The sequence below is a fragment of the Brachybacterium aquaticum genome, from assembly GCF_014204755.1.
GTDB lineage: Bacteria > Actinomycetota > Actinomycetes > Actinomycetales > Dermabacteraceae > Brachybacterium > Brachybacterium aquaticum.
Genome location: NZ_JACHLZ010000001.1, coordinates 2,665,662 through 2,686,770 on the forward strand (window position 1 = coordinate 2,665,662; position 21,109 = coordinate 2,686,770).

20 protein-coding genes and 2 pseudogenes are annotated in these 21,109 nt (G+C 74.1%); 2 read left to right on the forward strand and 20 right to left on the reverse strand.

Going from position 1 to position 21,109, the window contains the following annotated elements:
- Positions 1 to 229: 229 nt before the first annotated feature.
- The 9 genes from HNR70_RS11880 to HNR70_RS11920 all read right to left on the reverse strand — a co-directional run bounded on the left by HNR70_RS11880 (position 230) and on the right by HNR70_RS11920 (position 8,979).
- On the reverse strand, positions 230 to 1,255 hold the full coding sequence (locus HNR70_RS11880) for a zinc-binding dehydrogenase (protein WP_221421130.1): 1,026 nt from the start codon (positions 1,253 to 1,255) through the stop codon (positions 230 to 232).
- Between the two features lie 181 nt (positions 1,256 to 1,436).
- Positions 1,437 to 1,757 carry a hypothetical protein gene (locus HNR70_RS11885; RefSeq protein ID WP_184325844.1) on the reverse strand — a complete coding sequence of 107 codons (321 nt, stop codon included), beginning with the start codon at positions 1,755 to 1,757 and terminating at the stop codon, positions 1,437 to 1,439.
- Between the two features lie 118 nt (positions 1,758 to 1,875).
- On the reverse strand, positions 1,876 to 2,847 hold the full coding sequence (locus tag HNR70_RS11890) for a PfkB family carbohydrate kinase (protein WP_246375214.1): 972 nt from the start codon (positions 2,845 to 2,847) through the stop codon (positions 1,876 to 1,878).
- A gap of 53 nt (positions 2,848 to 2,900) precedes the next feature.
- Positions 2,901 to 4,268 carry an 8-oxoguanine deaminase gene (locus tag HNR70_RS11895; RefSeq protein ID WP_184325845.1) on the reverse strand — a complete coding sequence of 456 codons (1,368 nt, stop codon included), beginning with the start codon at positions 4,266 to 4,268 and terminating at the stop codon, positions 2,901 to 2,903.
- Between the two features lie 106 nt (positions 4,269 to 4,374).
- On the reverse strand, positions 4,375 to 5,310 hold the full coding sequence (locus tag HNR70_RS11900) for an FAD binding domain-containing protein (RefSeq protein ID WP_184325846.1): 936 nt from the start codon (positions 5,308 to 5,310) through the stop codon (positions 4,375 to 4,377).
- Positions 5,311 to 5,314: 4 nt separating this feature from the next.
- Complete coding sequence (locus HNR70_RS11905; RefSeq protein ID WP_184325847.1) at positions 5,315 to 6,103, reverse strand: ABC transporter permease; 789 nt, start codon at positions 6,101 to 6,103, stop codon at positions 5,315 to 5,317.
- Positions 6,103 to 6,969 carry an ABC transporter permease gene (locus HNR70_RS11910; RefSeq protein WP_184325848.1) on the reverse strand — a complete coding sequence of 289 codons (867 nt, stop codon included), beginning with the start codon at positions 6,967 to 6,969 and terminating at the stop codon, positions 6,103 to 6,105. Before HNR70_RS11910 ends, HNR70_RS11905 begins: the two co-directional genes overlap by 1 nt.
- 21 nt (positions 6,970 to 6,990) lie before the next feature.
- On the reverse strand, positions 6,991 to 7,824 hold the full coding sequence (locus tag HNR70_RS11915) for an ABC transporter ATP-binding protein (RefSeq protein WP_184325849.1): 834 nt from the start codon (positions 7,822 to 7,824) through the stop codon (positions 6,991 to 6,993).
- Positions 7,825 to 7,890: 66 nt separating this feature from the next.
- Positions 7,891 to 8,979, reverse strand: a complete 1,089-nt coding sequence (locus HNR70_RS11920) for an ABC transporter substrate-binding protein (protein ID WP_184325850.1) — start codon at positions 8,977 to 8,979, stop codon at positions 7,891 to 7,893.
- Between the two features lie 460 nt (positions 8,980 to 9,439).
- Here HNR70_RS11920 and HNR70_RS11925 point away from each other — a divergent pair, with 460 nt between their 5' ends.
- Positions 9,440 to 10,096 (forward strand): nucleoside deaminase, encoded by a 657-nt coding sequence (locus tag HNR70_RS11925; protein ID WP_184325851.1) that lies wholly within the window; start codon positions 9,440 to 9,442, stop codon positions 10,094 to 10,096.
- Positions 10,097 to 10,194: 98 nt separating this feature from the next.
- On the opposite strand, the pseudogene HNR70_RS11930 reads toward HNR70_RS11925, so the two are convergent.
- From HNR70_RS11930 to HNR70_RS11960, 7 genes and pseudogenes are all read right to left on the reverse strand, one after another.
- Positions 10,195 to 11,382 (reverse strand): annotated as a pseudogene (locus HNR70_RS11930) (xanthine dehydrogenase family protein molybdopterin-binding subunit); the annotation flags it as partial.
- Positions 11,321 to 11,614 carry a hypothetical protein gene (locus HNR70_RS11935; protein WP_184325852.1) on the reverse strand — a complete coding sequence of 98 codons (294 nt, stop codon included), beginning with the start codon at positions 11,612 to 11,614 and terminating at the stop codon, positions 11,321 to 11,323. The pseudogene HNR70_RS11930 and the gene HNR70_RS11935, both read right to left, overlap by 62 nt.
- The gene (locus HNR70_RS11940) at positions 11,611 to 13,035 is read right to left on the reverse strand and encodes an allantoate amidohydrolase (RefSeq protein WP_184325853.1); all 1,425 of its coding nucleotides are present in this window, start codon (positions 13,033 to 13,035) and stop codon (positions 11,611 to 11,613) included. Before HNR70_RS11940 ends, HNR70_RS11935 begins: the two co-directional genes overlap by 4 nt.
- Complete coding sequence (locus HNR70_RS11945; RefSeq protein ID WP_184325854.1) at positions 13,032 to 14,345, reverse strand: (S)-ureidoglycine--glyoxylate transaminase; 1,314 nt, start codon at positions 14,343 to 14,345, stop codon at positions 13,032 to 13,034. Before HNR70_RS11945 ends, HNR70_RS11940 begins: the two co-directional genes overlap by 4 nt.
- A gap of 132 nt (positions 14,346 to 14,477) precedes the next feature.
- The gene (locus HNR70_RS11950; RefSeq protein ID WP_184325855.1) at positions 14,478 to 14,975 is read right to left on the reverse strand and encodes a 2-oxo-4-hydroxy-4-carboxy-5-ureidoimidazoline decarboxylase; all 498 of its coding nucleotides are present in this window, start codon (positions 14,973 to 14,975) and stop codon (positions 14,478 to 14,480) included.
- On the reverse strand, positions 14,972 to 16,708 hold the full coding sequence (locus HNR70_RS11955; protein WP_184325856.1) for an AtzH-like domain-containing protein: 1,737 nt from the start codon (positions 16,706 to 16,708) through the stop codon (positions 14,972 to 14,974). The genes HNR70_RS11950 and HNR70_RS11955 overlap by 4 nt, the downstream gene beginning before the upstream one ends.
- Positions 16,705 to 17,796 carry an acetamidase/formamidase family protein gene (locus tag HNR70_RS11960; protein WP_184325857.1) on the reverse strand — a complete coding sequence of 364 codons (1,092 nt, stop codon included), beginning with the start codon at positions 17,794 to 17,796 and terminating at the stop codon, positions 16,705 to 16,707. The genes HNR70_RS11955 and HNR70_RS11960 overlap by 4 nt, the downstream gene beginning before the upstream one ends.
- 220 nt (positions 17,797 to 18,016) lie before the next feature.
- Here HNR70_RS11960 and HNR70_RS11965 point away from each other — a divergent pair, with 220 nt between their 5' ends.
- A complete protein-coding gene (locus HNR70_RS11965) occupies positions 18,017 to 18,643 on the forward strand; it encodes a YoaK family protein (protein ID WP_446680323.1) in 627 nt (208 codons plus the stop codon).
- 110 nt (positions 18,644 to 18,753) lie between these two features.
- Here the strand turns inward: HNR70_RS11965 and HNR70_RS11970 are convergent, their stop codons facing one another.
- The 4 genes and pseudogenes from HNR70_RS11970 to HNR70_RS11985 form a co-directional block, all read right to left on the reverse strand.
- On the reverse strand, positions 18,754 to 19,446 hold the full coding sequence (locus HNR70_RS11970) for a nucleotidyltransferase family protein (protein ID WP_184325859.1): 693 nt from the start codon (positions 19,444 to 19,446) through the stop codon (positions 18,754 to 18,756).
- An 11-nt stretch (positions 19,447 to 19,457) separates the two neighbouring features.
- Positions 19,458 to 20,147 (reverse strand): winged helix-turn-helix domain-containing protein, encoded by a 690-nt coding sequence (locus tag HNR70_RS16265; protein ID WP_376768837.1) that lies wholly within the window; start codon positions 20,145 to 20,147, stop codon positions 19,458 to 19,460.
- A 269-nt stretch (positions 20,148 to 20,416) separates the two neighbouring features.
- Positions 20,417 to 20,632 (reverse strand): annotated as a pseudogene (locus HNR70_RS11980) (DUF2277 domain-containing protein); the annotation flags it as partial.
- Positions 20,633 to 20,750: 118 nt separating this feature from the next.
- Positions 20,751 to 21,008 carry a metal-sensitive transcriptional regulator gene (locus tag HNR70_RS11985; protein ID WP_184325861.1) on the reverse strand — a complete coding sequence of 86 codons (258 nt, stop codon included), beginning with the start codon at positions 21,006 to 21,008 and terminating at the stop codon, positions 20,751 to 20,753.
- Positions 21,009 to 21,109: the final 101 nt, after the last annotated feature.

Here is a 21,109-nt window from a genome sequence, read left to right on the forward strand (position 1 = left end):
GACTTTGACACGTGGCGAAACGAGGGCGTCAAATTTCTGTGGCGCCGATCACGGGCGCTGCCAGAGCGGCCGACGGACGAGAGGATCGATATCTGCGCAGGTCAGCTCGCCATGTCGGAGGCGGGTCGCGGTGCTCGACAAGCACCCCCCGACGCGAACGGGATCCACGGCAGGTCCTTGACGCGGGGCGTGCGCCGCGGATCCACCTTGCGCCTCGGGCGGCTCCGGCTCAGCTCAGCTCGGGCCGGGTCACCACGAGCCCCCGCCCACGGATCTCGCGGTCGTTCAACATCCGGTACGCCTGCCCGATCTCGTCGAAGGCGAAGCGGTGGGTGATGAGCGTGCCCAGGTCGATCCTGCCCTCCTCGGCCAGGCGGATCACCTCGGGCATGGTGGTGGACGCACGAGCGCCGAAGGTTCCGAGGATGCGCAGCTTGCGGCGCACCACCTTGGCGATGTCCACGTCGAGGGTCTGGCCGGCCGGGGCGATGCCGGCGAGGACGGCGCGGCCGCCGTCGTCCAGCAGATCGACGGCCTGCTGGACGGTCCGCACGGACCCGAGGGCCTCGAAGGCGACGTCGACGCCGTGACCGACGAGGCGCCGGACCTCGTCGGCCGGATCGACGCTGAGCGAGTTGATGCTGTCGGTCGCGCCGAGCTCGCGCGCGAGCTCGAGCTTCGCGTCGTCGATGTCCACGGCGATGACCCGCTCGGCGCCCGCGGCGCGGGCGAGGTGGATGATGCTCAGCCCGATGCCGCCGGTGGCGACCACGGCGACGCTCTCGCCGGGCCTCACGTCTGCGACGGTGCGCACGGCGCCGTGGGCGGTGAACAGCGAGCAGCCGAGAATCGCGGCCTCGTGCAGGGGCACGCCGTCCGGCAGCGGGAACACGGCGCGAGCGGGGACGACGCAGGTGCGGGCGTGGCCACCCATGGAGTACATGGCGATGTCCTCGCCACCGCGGGTGTATCGCGTGGTGCCGTCGTGGAGGTGGCCGGCGAGCCGGTTCTGCTGGAAGAAGGTCTCGCAGAGGTCCTCGAGGCCCTTCTCACAGTGGCGGCATGTGCCGCACGGCATGATGAAGCTGCAGGCCACACGGTCACCCGGGCTGACGTGGGTGACCCCGTCCCCCACGGCCGCGAGGATTCCGGAGACCTCGTGACCGAGCACGGCGGGCGTCGGGAAGGCGACCTCGTCCTTGATGACGTGGAGGTCGGTGTGGCAGACCCCGCAGGCGGCGACGTCGACCAGCACCTCCCCGGGCTTCGGGGCGGCGACGTCGATATGGTCGGCGCGGAGGCGGTCGAGGCCCGGCGTGTCCTCGGCGCCGGCGGCGTCCAGGACGAAGGCGGGGACGTTCTGCAGGGTATTGGGGTCCTCGCTCTCTCTGCTCGGCGGTGAGCGGTCAGGGTCGGGGAAGGAGGGGCGGAGGCGGTCAGCCCATGTTCTGGAGGCCGCCGCGCTGGGAGAGCTTCTCGCGGAGGTTCTCGAGGGTGCGGCCGAGGCCTGCGGGGGTCTCCTCCTCCGCGGGCAGCTCGACGTAGTTCACGATCGAGCGCATGGTGGCGACGTCGATGCTGGGGGTGCCGGCGGCGAGCAGGATGCCGATCCGCTGGCCGACGAGCTGCTCGAGGTGGTCGGCCGCGTCCGCTCCGCGTTGCTCGCGCACGGCGTCGAGCCGCTCGCGCAGCTGGCGAGCGGCGATCTCGGAGACGGCGACGGGCTCGGGATGGCCGGCGACGGTGATCTGTTCCAACGGTGGTCCTGACGGTCGAGGAGCCTCGCGCGGCGACTGTGGGCGCGAGGTCGCCGGCCTGCAGTGGCCGACAGTTGCAGGGTAGCCGGGGTTGCTGGGGCGCGGTGGGTGGGTCCGGTCAGTGCGCGATATCCATCCCATGACAGTTATCTACTGTCATGGCCCGGATATCCCTCTTCCGCGCACGGCCCACCCCCGCACCCCCACCTCCCCGATCCACCCCCGCGGCCCCACCCCGGGACACCCTCACCGCCGCGACCTCCGCCCCCACGCGGATCCGCTCCTCGATCCCCGCACCCTCGGCGAGCGCGTGCGCATACGCGCCGTGGAACACGTCCCCCGCGGCGAGCGTGTCCACCGCCTCGACCTGCACGGCCGGCACCTCGCCGCTCCGCTCCCCCGCCCACCAGCGCACGGGATCGGCGCCGGCGGTCACGACCACCACCTCCGCGCCGCGGCGTCGCAGTTCCGCGGCGGTCTCCTCGGAGGTCTCCGCGCCGGGCGTGCGGTAGTCGGCGGAGGCGACCACGTCGCTCACGCCGCCCACCAGGTCCTCCATCACGGGCTTCCAGCGTCCCGCATCCAGCACCGTCGGCCGTCCATGCACCCGCGCCTCGGCGAGCACGGCCTGGGCGAGGGCGGGGTGGTGGCCGTCGAGCAGCACCACGTCGGCAGGCCCCACGAGCTCCCGCACCTGCGCGGGATCGGGCGCCGGGACGACCAGGCCGGCGGCGTCGCCGCCGATCACGGACCGCTCCCCGGTCGTCTCGAGCACGGCGACGGAGGAGACCGGCGCCGCTTCCACGAGGTCCGGGGCGACGTCCACGACCTCGACGCCCACGCCGCGCAGCTCGGCGGCGATGGTCTCGGCGATCGGCCCGGTGCCGAGCGCGGTGAGCAGCACGGCCCGCCCGCCCAGGGCGGCGAAAGCGACGGCGGCGTTCGCGGCGGGTCCGCCGGCGGCGACGAACTGGGCGGTGGCGGTGATCTTCTGGTTCACCCCGGGCGACGCGGGGATGCGGTGGATGACGTCCAGGGTCGCGAGGCCCGCGAACACGCCGCAGGGCCGCGTCGGTGCAGCAGCGCTCATGGGCTCAGTGTTCCAGGCCCCGTCGGCCGCCCCACCTCATCACCCGAACCCCCTCACCCCAGCGCCGCCGCCTGCAGCCGCTCGGCCGACCGCCGATGCGCGCACAGCATCTCGCCGAGCGCGGGTGCGACCGGCTCCCCATCCCTCACCAGCGCCTTTCCGGCGACGAGCGTGTGCCAGGCGCGGGCGGGACCGGTGCGCAGCCAGCCCTCGACGGGGTCGGTGAGGGCGCCGGCGAGCGCGACGGGATGGGTCTCCCACACCACGAGGTCCGCACAGGCGCCGGGACGCAGATGCCCGATCTCGTCCTCCCAGCCGAGGCACGCCGCGCTCCCGCGGGTCGCGAGATCCAGGGCGTCGCGGGCCTGCATGGAGGCGGGGCCGTTGCGGAGCCTGCCGAGCAGGAGGGCGTTGCGGGTCTCCATCCACAGCGAGGCGCTGTCGGTGGAGGCGGAGCCGTCGCAGCCGAGCCCCACGGTCATCCCGAGCTCCTTCCAGCGCAGAGCGTCCATGGTGCCGTGGCCGATCATCATGTTGGAGCTCGGGCACTGGGTGGCGGAGACGCCGGCGCGGCCGAGCCGCGCGACCTCGGTTTCGCTGGGGTAGATGAAGTGGGCGAGCCAGGTGCGCTCCCCCGCCCAGCCCACCCGCTCGAGGTACTCGGCGGGGCGGCAGCCATACACCTCGGCGCAGTAGTCGTCCTCGTCGTGGTCCTCGGCGAGGTGGGTGTGCAGGCGCACGCCGGTGCGCGCGGACAGCTCGGCGGAGGAGACCATGATCCGCTCGGACACGGAGAACGGGGAGCACGGGGCGAGGGCGATCCGAATCATCGCGCCGGGAGCCGGGTCGTGGTGGGCGGCGATGACTGCTTCGGCGTCGGCCATGATCGCGTCGTGGTCCTGGACGACGGAGGCCGGGGGCAGGCCGCCGTCCTCGACGGAGCGGGTCATGGAGCCGCGGGTGGCGACGAACCGCATCCCGACCTCGCGGGCGGCGCGCACCTGGGCGTCGACGAAGCCGGGGCGGGGGTGGACGTAGAGGTGGTCGGAGCTGGTGGTGCAGCCGCCCATCAGCAGCTCGATCATCGCGATGTAGGTGGAGATCTCGATGTCGTCGACGTCCAGCTGCGCCCACACCGGGTACAGCGCGGTCAGCCAGTCGAACAGGGACCCGTTGATCGCCGGGGCGTAGGCGCGGGTGAGGTTCTGGTACATGTGGTGGTGGGTGTTGATGAGCCCCGGGGTGACCAGGCGCCCGCAGGCGTCGATCCGCTCGGCCGCCTCGGGGGCGGGCTCGTCGGCCGCGCCGACGGCGGCGACCCGCCCGGCGGTGAGCGCGATCCAGCCGCCGGGCAGCTCGCGCCCGCGGTCCACGACCAGGTGCGCGGAGTGGATCAGGGTGTCGCACGGGGCGTGGGGCATGAGGGGTCTCCTGGGGGTCGGGTCGTTCGGGGGTCGGCCGACGGGGTCGTGCGGGGCCGGGGCGTCGCGGGACGACGCGCGCCGAGGTGCCCCGGCAGCTGCCCGTTCAGCGCAGGTGCCCGCCCGCGCCCTCGAGCGGATGCGCCGCCTCCCGCACCGGGGCGGGCGGGGCGCTGAGCTCGGCGACGATCTCCTGGGCGAGCAGCACGGACATGTCGCGCCGCCACTCGGGCAGGCCGTGGATGTCGTCGTGGAGGAGCCGGGCCGGCAGCGCAGCCTCCACCCGTCCCGCCACCTCCGCCTCCCCGGCGCCGAGCGGCACCTCGAGCTGCACGGGCCTCACGGTCGCGGCGGTGATCGTCAGGCGCAGGCGTCCATCGCCCAGGTCGCGGCCGATGAGCAGTGCGCCGGAGCGGCCCAGGTTCGACAGGGACAGCCGCCGGAACGCCGCCCGGGACTCGAGGGCGGCGCGCGGGATAAGGAAGGAGCGGATCAGCTCCCCGCGGCCGAGCACGGTGCGGCCGTCGCCGATCACGAGCTGCGCGACTGGGACGCGGCGCGCGCCGCCGCCCGGGGCCCACAGCAGCGCGTCGGCGTCGAGGCCTGCGAGCAGAGAGGTCATGGGCCCGGCGGGCAGGGCGGTGGCGACGTTGCCGCCCACGGTGGAGGTGTTCCAGATCTTGAAGGAGGCGACGAACGCGTCGCAGCACGGGCGGATGAGCGCGGTGGCGGGCCACTCCTCGGCGCTCGGGAACCCGCCTGCCCGTGCCTGCGCAGTCGTGCCGGGGCGGAGCACGCCATAGGGCGCCTCGCTGCCGGGGAGGGCGTAGAGCTGGGCGATGGTGCAGGTCGCGGAGATCTCGAGGCTGCTCTCCCACAGCTCCCACGGCTCCCAGTCGGCACTGCGCAGGTCGAGCAGGCGGCGCAGGCGGTCGCTGCCGTAGGAGAACAGGACCGTGCCGCCGCCGAGCCAGGCGTCCCCGTCGCGGAAGTCGTCGGGATCGGCGGTGGCGAGCACCTCCTCGACGGTCGAGAGGTCCACGGGCTCAGACCGTCTGGCCCATGCGGCGCAGCACGAGCCGCTCGAGCACGGAGACGATGCCGTAGAGGAGCAGGGATGCGGCGGTGACGACCACGACCGACGCCCACACGCTCTCGTAGCGGGCACGGGAGACATCCGAGACGATCTGGTAGCCGATGCCCTGGCCTGTGGCGAGCCATTCGGCCAGCAGCGCGCCGGTGAGCGCGCCCGGGATCGAGATGCGCAGCGCGGTGAAGAAGGCGGGCAGCGAGGCGGGCAGGGCGACCTTGCGGAACGCGGCGACCTTGGAGCCTCCGAACACGGAGACCACGTCCACCATCGCCGGGGACGCGGAGCGCAGCCCGAGCACGATGGTGACCAGTGCCGGGAACAGCACCACGATCCCGCCCATCGCGGCGACGGTAGCGGTGCCGCGGCCGAAGATCAGGATGAGGATCGGGGCCATGGCGACCAGCGGCACGGAGCGCAGCAGCATCGCGATGGGCAGCAGCGCGTCCTCCACGCCGCGGATCAGGGTGAATGCCGCCGCGGCGACCAGCGCCAGGGCGAGCCCGGCGACGAAGCCGATCGCCGCATCGGCGAGGGTGATGGTGAGGTTGTCCGCGACGGCGGCGCGGTGGGCGGCGGCGTCCTCGTCGAGCGCCAGGTAGCCGAACACGTCCAGCGGGCCCTTGCCGATGAAGCTGGAGACGTCCAGGAGGCGCAGGCCACCGGCCCAGATCGCGAGAACCACGGCGAGGGAGATCGCGACGCCGAGGGTGGAGCGGGAGAGGGACTTCAGGGCGTGGGTCATCAGGACCTGCCTCCTTCGGTGCCGGCGGCCCAGGGGGTCGCGAAGCGGGCGAGGAGCGCGAGGGCGGCGAAGGCGCCGCCGGCGAGGAGCCCGCACACGAGGGCGACGCCCCACACGCGCTCGATCTCGAGGGACTGCTGGGCGTTGACCATCGCCGGCCCCAGCCCGCGGTCCACGCCGCCGACGTACTCGCCGAGCACCGCGCCGAGCAGCGCGCCGGGCGCGGCGATCTTCAGGGAGTTCAGGACGCTGGGCAGGGCGGAGATGATCTGGACCTTGCGCAGCTGGGTGAGGCGGGTGCCGCCGTACACGGTGATGACGTCCAGCGCCGCCTTGTCGGCGCTGCGCAGGCCCAGGATGGAGCCGACCAGGGTCGTGAAGAACACCGACAGGGCGGCGAGGACCACGGCGGTGCCGGAGGGGGCGCCGGAGGTGGGCGGGCCGAGGACGATGAAGATGATCGGGCCGATCGCGACCAGCGGCAGGCAGTAGCTGATCACGCCGAGCTGGGTGATGATCCGCTCGAGCGCGGGCACCACCATCACCACTCCGGCGAGCAGCAGGGCCAGCGCGTTCCCGGCCAGGTAGCCGAGGCCGGCCTCGGCAAGGGTGACGGAGGCGTTGCGGGAGTAGTAGCTCCATCCGTCGGCCGCGAACTGGGCGACGATGGCGCCGGGGGTGGGGATCGCGCCGCCCTGGGCGGCGCCCGCCCCGGACAGGACGGTCGCGGCGAGCAGCCACCACACGGCGATGACGCCGAGCGTGCCGAGCGCGCCGAGGGCCCAGCGGGGCAACGGCCTTCGCGGCCGACGGGGCGGGGCGGCGGGGGCGGGGTTCTTCTCCGCGGCGGCGGTCGAGGTGGTCATGGGGTGCGTCTCCGTCCCGTCTCAGGCGCTCTCGGGCAGTGCGGCGGTGGGGGTGCCGAAGAGGACCTCGGAGGCGTGGTCGCACAGGGCGTGGAACTCGGGGGTGCGCATCATCTCGGGGGTGCGGGGGCGGGGCAGGTCCACGTCGAACACCTCGACGATGCGCCCGGGCCGTGCGCTCATGACGGCGACCTGGTCGGAGAGGAACACGGCCTCGGAGATGCCGTGGGTGACCATGAGGGTGGTGGCGGGCTTCTCTGTCCAGATGCGCAGCAGCTCGAGGTTCAGGCGCTGACGGGTCATGTCGTCCAGCGCCCCGAAAGGCTCGTCCAGCAGCAGCACCTCGGGCTTGACGACGAGCGCGCGGGCGATGGACACGCGCTGGCGCATGCCGCCGGAGAGCTGGCCGGGCTTGGCGTTCTCGAAAGCGCGCAGGCCCACGAGGTCCAGGAGGTCGTCGATGTAGGGCTCGTTCTCGAGCTTCCCGGCGACCTCGAGGGCGAGGCGGATGTTGCCGCGCACGGTGCGCCAGGGCAGCAGGGCCGAGTCCTGGAAGGCGATGCCGAGGCGGGAGCTGGCCCGCAGCTCGGCGGGGCTCATCCCGTCCACGAGGGCGGTGCCGGCCGTGGGGGTCTCGAGCCCGGCGAGGATCCGCAGGATCGTGGACTTGCCACAGCCCGAGGGGCCCAGCAGCGACAGGAACGCGCCGCGGTCCGTGGCGAGGTCGGTGTCGGTGAAGGCGGTCACGGGCTTGCGGCCGGAGGTGTACGTCTTGGACAGGCCCTGGAGGTCGATCCCGGTGGCGCCGGCCCGGGGCAGCTCGGGGGTGGGGCGGGGCGTGCTCTGCGCGGTCATTCTGGTGCCCTTTCGGGGGTGCCGGATCAGGGGTGGCGGTGCTAGCGGGCCAGTGCGTGGGAGGGGTCAGGCGGGGAGCAGGTCGGGGTTCTCCTCGTAGACCTCCTGCAGCAGGGTCGGGTCGAAGAAGGAGGCCTGGTCGACCTCGTGCCCCGCGAGCGCGAGGAGCTCGATGTTCTTCGCGGCGAGCTCGTCGGAGATGGTGAACAGGCCGTTCGCGTCGGTCTCGTCGCTGACCACGAGCTGGTTCTGGGCCTCGGCCTGGCGCTGCTCCTTCTCGGGGTCGAGCCCCAGGTCCGCGCCGTACTCCTCGTAGGCCAGGCGCGCGGACTCCTCGGGATCGGCGAGGGCGTCCTTCCAGCCGCGCACGGTGGCGGCGAGGAAGCCCTTCAGCTCCTCGCGCCGTTCGGCGACGTTCTGGAGGGTGGTGACGAAGGCGCCGGAGACGAAGGGCAGGCCGTTGTCGGCCAGCGGCAGGTTCACAGCCTCGAGCCCGGCGAGGGAGACGGTGATCGCCTCGTTGGTCAGGGTGCAGATCTGGCCGTCGACCTCGCCGTTGATCAGCGGCTGGGGGTCGAACTGGACGGTGACCCGCTCGACGTCCGCCGGGTCGATGCCGTTGACCTCGAGGAGCGCGTCGAACAGGACCTCGTTGGTGCCGGTGGCGACGCCGATCCGCTTGCCGACGAGGTCGGCGGGGGTGGTGATGGGGGTGGCGGAGGTGGAGCAGATGGTGAAGGGGTTGCGCTGGAACTTCGCACCGAGCAGCACCAGCGGCGCCTCCTCCCCCGCGACCATCGACCCGGCCGCCAGCGGGGTCGTCATCCCGACCAGTGCCGAGTTGGACAGCACCATCGCCTCCGAGGAGGTCCCGGAGGGGCCGCCGGGGATGAGGGTGACCTCCTCGAAGCCGGCGTCGGTGTAGTAGCCGCGGGAGTCCGCGAAGTACTCGCCGGCGAACTCAGTGGTGCGGATCCAGTTCTGGTTCACCTCGAGGGTGCCGAGGCTGCCGCCCGCGCTCGCGCCGTCGGCCGACCCGGAGCAGCCCGCGAGGGCGAGGGCGGGGGCGGCGAGCGCGCCGGCAAGCAGCAGTCGGCGGGAGGGCGCGGCGGTGACTCCGGGGAGCGCGGCGGGTGCGGCAGGACGGCGGTTCATCGAGGGCGCTTCTTTCCACTGGTTCTCGTCCGCGCGGTGGTCCTGCGCGGTATCGGGGACCGTGCGGCGCGTGGGGTCCGGGGCGGCCGACGGGGGCCGCGACCGGGCTGCGCAGGAGCTCCTGCGCAGCGAGTGCTCCGCAACAGGTCATCCGATGGCGGCCACGCTATGGAACGGCTGTTTCGCAAGCGGTGCGCTCCTGTTTCGGGGGCGTAACACGGGGCCCGGGCAGGTCTCGGCCAGGTCTCGGACGGGTCTCAGCGCGGTCGCGGGATTGACCCGGGATCGACCTGGGCGGAGCTCGCCACGATCTCGTGCCTCACCGAAACACCGTCGACACATCCCGCGCCTAGCCTGGCCGCGGTCGGAGGGACGGATCGGCTCCCGCCCCTCCGACCACCCCACGCACCCACTCACCAGGCCGTCACCACCACGGCCCGCGCTCCGCCGGGAGGCACCCATGGCCCCGCAGCACCGCTCCGACCCCACCTCACCTGTCACCTCCTTCGGCGCGTCGATGCCGGTGTGGGTGGACGAGGAGGTCGCCGCGCTCGGGCACGGCCCGGTCGGGGACGGGCAGGAGGCGCGCACCGTGCTGATGCGGCTGCTGAACCGGCTCGCGGACTGCAACATGCGCGAGGGCGGCGGCGGACCCTTCGCCGCGCTCGTCCGCGACCCCGCCAGCGGTGAGATCGTCACCGCCGGCGTGAACCGGGTGCTGGCCTCGGGGCTCTCCTCCATGCATGCCGAGGTCACCACCCTGTCCCTCGCCCAGGCGCGGCGCGGCACCTGGGATCTGGGCGCAGCGGGGGCGGCGCCGCTGGAGCTGTGGGTCAACGCCCGCCCGTGCGTCATGTGCTACGGCGCGACCATGTGGTCCGGGGTGAAGCGCCTTGTCATCGCCGTGGACGGACCCGAGGTGGAGGAGCTGACCGGCTTCGACGAGGGCCCCATGCCCGAGGATTGGATCGGGCGCTTCGCCGAGCGCGGCATCGAGGTGGAGACCGGGGTGCTGCGCGAGGAGGCGGTCGAGGTCCTCGCCGACTACCGCGACCTCGTCGGCGGCGGCGGCGCGACCCTCTACAACGCCCGCGGCACCGGAGTGCACGCGAGCTGACCGCTCGGGCCCGGTCCATGACGGGCCGACGGGCCGGCCGACGAGGCCGCGCGCGTCGGCCCGTCGGCCGTTCCAGGGGCGAGCGCTCCCGGGCGCGCTCAGGCGGGTCGGCCGGGCACGACGCCCGCGGCCTTCATCGCCAGATAAAGCCGGTCGCGGCTCATCGGCAGCGAGGTCATCCGCACGCCCACCGCGTCGCGGACCGCATTGGTGAGCGCGGGGGCGACCGGGGTGTAGGGGCTCTCGCTCATGGACTTCGCGCCGAGCGGGCCGAGGCGGTCGCTGGTGTTCGCGAAGAGCACCTCGGTGCGGGGCACGTCCGCGTAGGTGGGTACGTGGTACTGGCGCAGGATGTCGGTGGTGACCTTCCCGGCGTCGTCCACGATCACCTCCTCGTACAGCGCTGCGCCGAGGGCCTGCGCGGCCCCGCCCTGCACCTGGCCGCGGCACTGCAGGGGGTTGACGACGAAGCCGGCATCGGCCGCCTGGACGCTGCGCAGGATCCGCAGCTCGCCGGTGCGGCGGTGCACGGCGACCCGCACCCCGTGGACGTTGAAGGCGACGGAGCGGGGCGAGCCGTCCCAGTGCGCCTCCGCCTCGAGGGGTGCGTCGTCGGTGGCGCTGGCGGCGATGTCCTCCCAGGTGACGAGGGTGCCGGTCGGGCCGTAGCGGAGGCCCGCGGCCTCACCCGTCCAGTCCTGCGCGGGGCCACCGCCGGCAACGTGCCCACCGCCAGGCGCGAGGCCACCGGCGGCAGCGCTCTCGTCGGCCGTCACCACCCCGGCGAGCGCGGCCGCCTGCTCGGCGAGCATCCCGAACAGCTTCTGCGCGGCGTGGAGCGTCGCCTTGCCGGCGACGACGGTGCCCGCGGAGCCGTACGCCCCGGTGTCGTGACCGACCAGCGACGTGTCCGACTGCAGGATCGTGAGCCGGTCGGGGGTGCAGCCGAGCGCGGCGGCGGCGAGCTGGACGTGCACGGTGGTGGTGCCGTTGCCGAACTCTGCCGTGCCGATGCGCACCTCGATCGTGCCGTCCGGGCGGAGCGCCAGGCGGCTGTGGGAGAAGTGGCCGCGCGGCGGGACGGTGTCCAGCATCGACAGCGCCATCCCCGTGCCGACGGCCCAGTCTGGGCCGAGCGCGGGCTCGCCCCCGTCGGCCGAGTCGATCCCGTCAGCCGCCCGGCCGGCCCCGCCGGCAGCCCCGTCGGCCGACTCCCCCAGCCCCTCACCAGGCGCGGCGAGCGCCTCCTCGACCAGGTCCAGGCACTGGTCCAGCCCGTAGGAGCCGACTCGACGTCAGGCCGGCTGACGGTCGCCTTGGACACCCCGTCTCGCGGGAGATGTCCGCGGCGCTGAACACGGCGAGGTCGCCGAGGTGCTCGAGCAGGAAGTCGCAGATCCGCCGCTCCTGCGGGGTGAGCTCGGCGTACTTCGCCTCGATGCGGGCGTCGATGCGCACCTCGCGGCGCGGCATCTCGCGCAGGCCGGCCGACGGGAGGACGCGGATCGCGGCGCTCATCGACTCTCCTCCGCAGGATCCCCGGTCGCAGGACTCGCCTCGGCAGGACTTCCGTCGACAGGACTCCCGCCGGCACGACTCCCGTCGACAGGACTTCCGCCGGCACGACTCCCTGCCGCGGCGAGGGTCGCGGCCTCGAAGGCGTCGAGCGCCGCGGCGACGTCCTCCGTGGTCACGGATTCGTCGGGGTGGTGGCTGATCCCGTCGGCGCAGCGGACGAAGAGCATGCCGATGTCCGTGAGGGCCGCCATGGCCATCGCGTCGTGGCCGGCGCGGGAGAACAGCTCGAGCGGCGCATCATCGCCGACGGCATCATCGCCGACCGCGCGGATCCCGGTGCGAACGGCGTCCATGAGGTGCGGGGCGCAGGGCACGGCGGAGGCCTCGTGGATCTGCTCGACCTCGAGGCTGAGGCCGCGCTCGGTGCAGAAGCCGCGGATGCTCCCGAGGGTCTCTTCGAGCACCGCGTCGCGCAGCTCGTCGGTCTCGGCGCGCAGGTCCAGGGACATCTCCACCCGACCGGGCACGACGTTCACCCCGCCCGGGTAGGCCTGCAACCGGCCGACGGTGGCGATCGCGCCGCGCTCGCGCGCGATCTGCTCGATGTCCAACACCGCGCGGCTCGCGCCGATGAGGGCGTCGCGCCGACGGTCGTAGGGGGTGCCGCCGGCGTGGCGGGCCTCCCCGAGGATGGTGAGGGTGAAGCGGCGGGCGCCGGCGATGGAGGTGACGACGCCCAGGGGCCGGTCCGCGGCCTCGAGGTAGGGGCCCTGTTCGATGTGGACCTCGAGGTAGCCGGCGATCTCGTCCGGGGAGAGTGCCGCGTCGGCGATGTGGGCGGGGTCGAGGCCGAAGCGGGTGAACGCCTCGGCCATGGTGATCCCGTCCTTGTCCTCGAGGGCGAACCAGTCCTGCTCCCAGGTGCCGGCGAGTGCCCTGCTGCCCAGCAGCGTCGCGCCGAAGCGGGTGCCCTCCTCGTCGGCGAAGGCGACGACCTCGAGGGCGACGGGAAGCTCGCTCGCGCGGTCCTTCAGCCTTGCGACGGTCTCGATGGCGAGGAGCACCCCGAGGATGCCGTCGTAGCGGCCGGCGTCGGGGACGGTGTCGAGGTGGGAGGCGAGGACCAGGGCGGGCAGGCCCGGGCGGGAGCCTTCGAGGCGTCCGCGCTGGTTCCCGGCGGCGTCCTGCCAGGTGCGCATCCCGGCGGCGGTCATGAGCTCGGCGGCGACTGCGTTGTGGCGGGCGTGCTCGGGGGTGAGGTAGGTGCGCTCGATACCGTCCTCGAGGGCGGAGATCGCGGCGAGCCGGTCGCAGTCGGCCATGATGCGCGCGGCGGCCTCGAGGGTTGCGGCGGAGAGGGCTGGGGTGGTGGTGCTCGCGGGGGTCGCAGAGTTCGCGGGGGTGGTGGCGTCGGCGGTCATCGCGCGGCCCCCGCGACGGCGGCGGCAGCCCCGTCGGCCGCGCCCTCCTGCCCAGCCGCGCCGACCTGCCCGGCCCCGTCGGACGCGCCTTCCCCCGCGCCCTCGTAGTGCTCGCGGGCCGCGCCGACGCCGCCACCGGTCACGACGTCGACTCCGCCGGCGCGGAGGACCTGCTCCAGCGCCGCGAGGGTGAGGAGCACGGCGTCGCGTCGGGCGTTGTAGCCCATCGTGCCGATGCGCCAGACCTTGCCGTGCAGGGGTCCGAAGCTGGTGCCGATCTCGATGCCGAAGTCGTCCAGCATCGCGGCGCGGGCGGCGTCGGCGTCGATGCCGTCCGGGATCGTGACGGCGAGGACGTTGTGCATGCGGTGGGTCTGGTCGCCGAAGAGGGTGAGCCCCAGGCCCTCGATGCCGGCGGCCATGGCGGCACCGTGGAGGCGGTGGCGGGCGACGGCGGCGTCCATCCCCTCCTCGACCAGCAGGCTCGCGCACTCGCGGGCGGCGTAGAGCATGCTCGTCGCCTCGGTGTGGTGGTTCAGGCGCTGCTCGCCCCAGTAGTCCAGGATCATCGCGAGGTCGAAGTAGTTCGAGCGGATGCGGGTGCCGCGCCCGGCCGTGCCGTCGGCGATCCCGGCCTCGACGTGACGCCGCGCGCCGATCACCTCGACGGCGCGGTCGGAGAGGGTCAGGGGTGAGCTGCCGGAGGGGCCGGCGAGGCACTTCTGCAGGCCCGCGGTCGCGGCGTCGATCCGCCACTCGTCGACGTACAGGTCGTTGCCGCCGAGGGAGGCGGTCGCGTCGGTGTACAGCAGCGCGCCATGCTTCGCGGCGATCGCGCCGAGCTCCTCGAGGGGCTGGTTCATGGTGGTGGAGGTGTCGCCCTGGACGACGGCGAGGAGCTTCGGGCGGACTGTGCGGACCGCGTCCTCGATGGCGGAGGCGGGGAAGACCTGCCCCCACTCGGTCTCGAGCGTGTGCACCTCGGCGCCGCAGCGCTCGGCGATCTCGACCAGGAGGTGGCCGAAGCGGCCGAAGATCGGGACCAGAACCTTGTCTCCGGGTTCGAGGAGGGAGACGAGTACGGCCTCGATGCCGGCTCGGGAGGTGCCGTCGATCAGGAGCGTCGCCTCGTTCCGGGTGCGGAACACCTCGCGGTACAGGCCCTGGGTCTCGGTCATGAGCGCCGTCATCGCGGGGTCGAACTGGCCCAGCAGCGAGGCTGACATGGCCCGCAGCACGCGGGGGTCGGCGCTGATGGGGCCGGGGCCCATCAGGAGCCGCGGCGGCGGGGCGATCTGCGAGGTGCGCATCAAGGAGGTTCCGTTCTGGGGACGTGCAAGCAGTTCTGGGACATTCATAGGTTCTGGTCCCAGTCAATGCAACAGACGTTTCAGGGGTGTTTCCGTCGCGGATCGAGGGCGGGAAGCCTGCGAGGAGGCGGGTCAGTCGGCGAGGAGCGCGTCGAGGCGGTGCAGGGCGATCTGGCGCAGCTGCTCGGCGCGCGCCTTCTGCTCGTCCTCGTCGCTGAGGAGCAGGCGCCGCTCGAGCTCGGCGAGCATCTCGGCCTGGGTGCGGCCGGCGGCGCGGATGAGGAACACGGTCCCGAACCGCTCCTCGTAGCGGGCGTTCGCGCGCACCCACTCCCCCGGGTCCTCCACCCCCGCCTGCTCGGCGGCGGAGTGCGCGGTCTCCGCAGCGCCCAGGCCCTTCGCCTTCTCCCCGATGCGGGGATGGTGGGCGAGGGCGGCGTGGACCTCATCGGGGGTCCAACGTCGGGCGCGGTCGGAGGCCTCGGCGAGCAGGGACTCGGCGCAGGGGTAGGGGCGGGCGGCGATGAGGTGGCGCACCCAGGACTCGATCGGGGCGCAGGCGCGCAGCTGCTCGGCGAGCGCGGCGGTCGGTGCGGTGTTCAGGCGCTGGAGGGCGGGCGGCGTGCTCATGCGGGGATCTTCCCTGGCGCGGGGTCGGTGGCGCGCGCGGAGCCGGTGGTGAGCGCGGGGCCGGTGGCGGCGGCTGTGCCCCGCGCGGGGCTTGCGGGAGGTGCGGTGTCCTCCTCGAGCCGGGTGGCGAGGTCGATGAGGGCGAGGTCGCTGCCGGGCGGGCCGACGAGGGTCACCGCCGTCGGCAGACCGCTCGCGGTCACGAGCGGCACCGCGACCGCCGGCAGACCGGCCAGTCCCGCCAGGCACGTCAGCTGCAGGGTCCGCGCGCGCTGCGCCTCGATCGCGGGGCCGCCCGCGGTCGCGTCCCGCCCGAGCGGCGCGACCGAGGAGGCCGCGGAGACGACGAGCACCCCGTCGGCGAGGCGGCGTCGGATCTGGCCGACGGCGCGGGTGCGGGCCTGCTGGGCATCGGCGGCCTCGTCCGCCGTGACCTGCGCCGCGGCGTCGAAGCGGGCGCCGACGTCGGGCGCGAGCGCGTCGCGGTGCGCGCGCACCCACGCGCCGTGGGTCGCCCATGCCTCGCGGGCCTGGAGGAGGCGGAAGGTCTCGGCGAAACCGCTGAGCTCGTCGGCGTCCAGCGGGTCCGCCTCCTCGACGGCGATCGCGGTGCGCCAGCGTGCGAGGGCGGTGTCGAGCGCGTCTGCGACCTCGGGGTCCAGCAGCGTCTCGAGTCCCGGGACGGTGCGCAGCACGGGGTCCTCGAGCACTACCTGCTCCTCGGGCAGGAGCACGGCGGCGGCGCGGGCGAGGAGGTCCGGCGTGCGAGTGAGCAGGCCGACCGTGTCGAAACTCGGCGCGAGGGGCAGCACCCCATCGCGGGGCACGGCGCCGTGGGTGGGGCGCAGCGCCCACAGCCCCTGGTAGGCGGCGGGGATGCGGAGGGAGCCGCCGGTGTCGGTGCCGAGCCCGATGCTCGCGTGCCCGAGCGACACGGCCGACGCGGGGCCGGACGTGGAACCCCCGCTGATGCGGTGCGGGGCACGCGGGTTCGGCGGGGTGCCGTAGTGGGTGTTGGTGCCGGCGAGGCTGTAGGCGAGCTCGTCGGTCGCGGCGATGCCGGTGACCTCCGCGCCCGCGTCCAGCAGCAGCTCCACCGCGTCGGCGTGGCGGGGCTCGGGGCGGGCACCGGCGAGCAGGGCGGGGCTGCCGCCGCCGATCCTCTGCCCGGCCACCGCGATCACGTCCTTGACCGCGATCCTCTCCCCGGCGAGGGGGCCCGCTCCCTCGTCGGCCGATTCCCCGCCGGCGGTGACAGGGGCCGGGACGAGCGGGGCGCCGAGGACCCGCCAGATCCGGCGGTCCATGGCGGGCGGGGCGACGGCGACGTGGGCGACGGCGACCTTCCAGCCGTCCTCGCCGCGGCGCCACACCTGGGTCTGCTGGCCGCGTCCGCCGCGCAGCAGCTCGGTGATCGCGACGACCGCGGCGTGGTCCTCGCCGAGCGCCCGCACCTCGACCTCGACGATGCGGCGCTTCGGGGCGCCGCCGCGCCCGCCGCGGAAGGTGCTGATCGCGTCGTGGCCGCGCAGGAGTCCCGCGGCGTCGCCGCGCAGGGTGTCCGGGCCGGGGGCGAACAGGGCGTCGAGCGCCGGGAGGTCGTCGGCCATGAGCGCGCGCTCGTACTCCCAGAACGCCTCGAGCAGCCCGGGGATCTCGGGGCCGTGCGCGACGGGGCGGGCGCGGTCCGCGAGGACGTCGGCCGGAGGAACAGAGCTCGACGTGGTGCTCATGGGCGGACCTCCGCGAAGTCGGCCGTGCGGATGCGGGCGTGGACGCCCTTGACGACGTCGACGACCTGGGAGATGTCGAAGTCGGTGGCGGCGCTGAGGTAGGCGAGCGCATGCTCGGGATCCAGGCCCCAGCGGGCCTGGAGCAGCGCGATCGCGTGGCGCACGCAGTCCTTCACGGCGAGGTCGAGGTCCTCGTCCATGCCGGTGGGGATCAGGTACTCGCTGGTCTCGGCGAGGGGACCGACCACCTCGCCGAACTGCGCGACCGCGTCGTCGCGGGCGATCACGTCGAACCGGAGCCGGCTGCGCAGGCTCGCCTCCATCGCGGTCAGCGCCACCTCCCCGTCGCCCTGTGCGAAGTGCGGATCGCCGACGTAGGCGAGCGCGCCCTCGACCTGGACGGGTAGGTAGAGGGAGGTCCCGGCGGTGAGGAGGTTGATGTCGATGTTGCCGCCGTGGCGGCCGGGCGGCACCGAGTGGGGGCGATCCGTACCGGGCACGGCCACGCCCATGATCCCGAGGAACGGGCGCAGCGGGAAGCGGAGGGTGCGCTCGGCCCCGGCGCGCGGCGCCATGGTGCCGACGGGCCCGTCCGCGGTGTCCTCGACCCCGGCGAACACGCTGACCGTGGCGGGGCCGGCCGGGTACTCGCCGGGCAGGGCGCCGCGGCCGTGGCGGTTGGAGACCACGCCGTAGGGCACGCGCATCTCGTGCTCGAGGATCGTCACCTTCAGCAGATCGCCGGGGCGGGCGCCGGCGACGTGGATCGGGCCGGTGACCACATGGGGGCCGTCGGTCGCCCGGTCGCGGCCGGGATGGCCGGCGGCGAGCGCGATCGCGTCGGGCAGCACCTGCTCGGGCTCGACGCCGTGGGCGCCGAAGAAGGCGCGCGGGTCCCGGCCCTGGTCCTCGAGGATCCCCTCGTGGCTGAGGGTGTCGATGACCGCCTCGTCGCCGGGCTCGAGGCGCAGCACGGGGGCGTCGGCCGCGCAGGGCAGTCGGCCCCACAGGCTCGTCCCCTCCTCCACGGGGAGGTGCGCAACTCCGGCCGGCACCTTCTCGCCCGCTCGCAGGATGTCCGTCAGCATGGTCCTCCTCAGCTCACGCTCAACGCTAGGGGCGGGGTTTTACGCCCTTGTTACACGGCCGTGCCGCAGGGGTTTCGGGAGGTCCGTAGCGTCCGGGGCCATGACCGGATCCCCTGCTGCCGACACCGCCTCCGCCCCCGCGAGCGGCCCCGCCGCCCCTGCCGCCCCGGAGACGAGCGCCGTGCCCGCGCCCGACCTGCGCCCGCGGCACCTGCGCCTCATGCTCGCCCTCACCTTCGCCACCGGCATCGTCGACGCGGTCGGCTACCTGGGGCTGGACCGGGTGTTCACCGCGAACATGACCGGCAACGTCGTCATCCTCGGCATGGCGCTGACCGGCGCGGACGACCTGCCCGTGGTCGGCCCGGTGCTGGCGCTGGCAGGCTTCGTGCTCGGTGCGATCCTCGCCGGCCGCGCCCTCGGCGGGCGCACCGGCGCCTGGACCGGCGCGACCACCGCCCTGCTCTGCGCGGTCGCCGCCGTCGTGGTGGGCACGGGCGCGATGCTGCTGCTGTGGGAGGACACCCCGCACACGGCGCTGCTCGGCGTGACCGGAGCACTGGGCCTCGCGATGGGGGCGCAGGCCGCGACCGCCCGGGCCCTCGCGGTGAAGGACGTGACGACCGTGGTCATCACCTCCACCATCACCGGCCTCGCGATGGACTCGCGACTGGCCGGCGGGACCGGAGCGCTGTGGCTGCGCCGACTGCTCGCCGTGCTGCTCATGCTCGCCGGTGCCGCCGTCGGCGCGCTGCTGCTGCAGGTGCATGTCGGGGCGGGGCTGCTGCTCGCCGGGGCGCTCTGCGCGGCGGTCGCGCTGGTCGGGCACGCGCGCGCCCGGGGATGAGGGCGCGGCCGACGGGGCCGGCCGGGCGGGCCGGTCCCTTGCGGGGCGAGCTGTCGTCGGCGCGGCGGACGGGGTCGGCGCGGCCGACGGGGCCGACCGACGGGCGCGGGTCAGCGGCGGGCGAGGCGGGAGAGGTCGGCGATGGTGTCGAGGTCGCCGCCGTCGTCGAGGTCCCCGCAGTCCACCAGGTCCACCCGGTCGCTGTGACGGTGCAGCCAGTCGCGGGCGCCGCGATCGCCGTGGGCCTCCGCGGCGGCGGCGCGGGCGTCGGCCGCCTCGAGCAGCACCGGGTGGCGGCGCAGGAGCCGACCGTCGGGCCCCGGATAGGAGGCGGCGGTCGCGCGGCCGGGACGGTGCGCGCCGAGCACCCGGCGCACCAGCGCGGGGCTCAGCCCCACGTGGTCGACCAGGGCGAGCATGAGGTGCGGGGCGTCGGCCGCCGCGACCCCGACCCGCAGGGAGACGGCCATGCCGGTGCGCCACAGCGGGCTCTCGGCGACCCGCGCCCCGGCATCGCGCGCGACCGCGCCGACCTCGTCGGCGTAGGCGCCGGTGACGACCAGGACGTCGCGGCAGCCGCCCTCGAGCAGGCGACGGGTCAGCACCGCGACCAGCGGCTCCCCGCCGAGCGGCAGCAGCGCCTTCGGGCCGCGACCCAGACGCCGCCCCTCCCCGGCTGCGAGCAGGACCGCGGTGGTGTCAGGCAAGGCGATGGTCTCGGGCAGGGCAGTGGTGTCGGGCAGGGCGGTGGTGTCGGGCAGGCTGAGGTGCTCCGGCGACGGTGTCGGATCGGGCTGGGTCATGACGGGGTTCCTCAGGCGCTCTGCAGCTCCGGGACGGCCTCGGAGACGGCGAGGTCGAAGCGGTAGCCGACGTTGCGGACCGTGTGGATCGCGGACTCGATGCCGGCGCCGAGCTTGGCGCGCAGGCGCCGCACGTGCACGTCCACGGTGCGGGTGCCGCCGAAGTAGTCGTAGCCCCACACCTCCTGCAGCAGCTGGGCGCGGGTGAACACGCGGCCCGGGTGCTGGGCGAGGTACTTCAGCAGCTCGAACTCCTTGAAGGTCAGCTCCAGCGTCTGCCCATGCAGGGTCGCGGTGTAGCTCGATTCGTCGATCACGAGCCCGCCCGCGGTGATCAGCTCCGGGCCGAGGTCCGGCGCCGGGGCGAAGCGCAGCGCGAGGCGGAGGCGGGCGTCGACCTCGGCAGGGCCGGAGGTAGGCAGGAGGTAATCCGCGGCGCCCCAGTCCTGGTTCGCGGCGGCCAGGCCGCTCTCGGCCATGATCAGCACCAGCGGCAGGTGCAGTCGCGCGGCCTCGAGGCGGGCGGCCATGTGCGGGGCCCAGGTGAGGTCAGAGGTCGCATCGAACACCGCGACATCGCACTCGGGGGCGCGGCGCAGCTCGGCGAGGTCCGCGCCGCTGTAGTGCACGGTGTGCGGGAGGATCGCCAGCGCCCCCAGGGCGGGGCGGCGCAGCGCGAGGGGTGCCGGGGAGATGTGCAGGACGCGGAGCGTGGAGTGCAGGGTTCGGCTCACCGGGGGACCACCTTCTTGATCGGGCCGGGATGCGGGGCGGAACGCATCTCGTGGTGCCCCCACCTCACCGCAACACTTGTTTCACGCCTATGCCAGAAGGGCGTCGTGATCGAAACGAGACCATTGCGTCCAGGGCACGGAACCGGGGCCGGGTGGGTCGGGGTGGGCCGTCAGGACGCCGCGGCGGTCCCGAACCGCTTCGCGGCCCGCGCCCGGGCCTTCTCCCGTTCGACCTAGCGGTCCTTCGGTGGAGCGGTGGTGACGAGGTCGGCCAGCAGGTGGTCGGTGGCGTGGGCGATCTCGGCGACGGCTCGCTCGAACGCCTCGGCGTTGGCCTTCGACGGCGCGTTCATCCCGCTGACCTTGCGCACGTACTGCAGGGCGGCGTCGTGCACCTCCTGCGCGGTGGCCTCGGGCGCGAAGTTGTGGAGGGGCTTGATGTTGCGGCACATGCCCTCAGGCTGGCACGGGGCGGGAAGGGCGGCAATGGGGCGGGTATCCCGGTCGCCTCCGTCGGCCGTGCGCCCCGTCGGCCGACCATCGTGCCAGCCGCACACTGCCGGTCGACCGCTAGGCGAGCGAGAGGAACAGCTTCTCCAGCTCCTTGGTGTTTGTCTCCTTGTCGGGGCTGGTCAGGCACTTCTCCATGTTCGTGGCGATGAGCGCGAAGCCGGCGCGGTCCAGCGCCTTGGAGACGGCGGAGAGCTGGGTGACCACCTCCTTGCAGTCCCTGCCCTCCTCGAGCATGCGGGTGACGGCGCTCAGCTGACCCTGGGCGCGCTTGAGCCGGTTGATCACACCGGTCATCTCCGAGGGGTCGAGCTCCATGACGGCCTCCTGGGGAGTGGGCCCGGCGCCTGCCGGGTGGCGACGCGCTGCGAGGAGCGCGGTGAACACCCGAGATCCTATCCCCCCGGGGGTATCTTGCA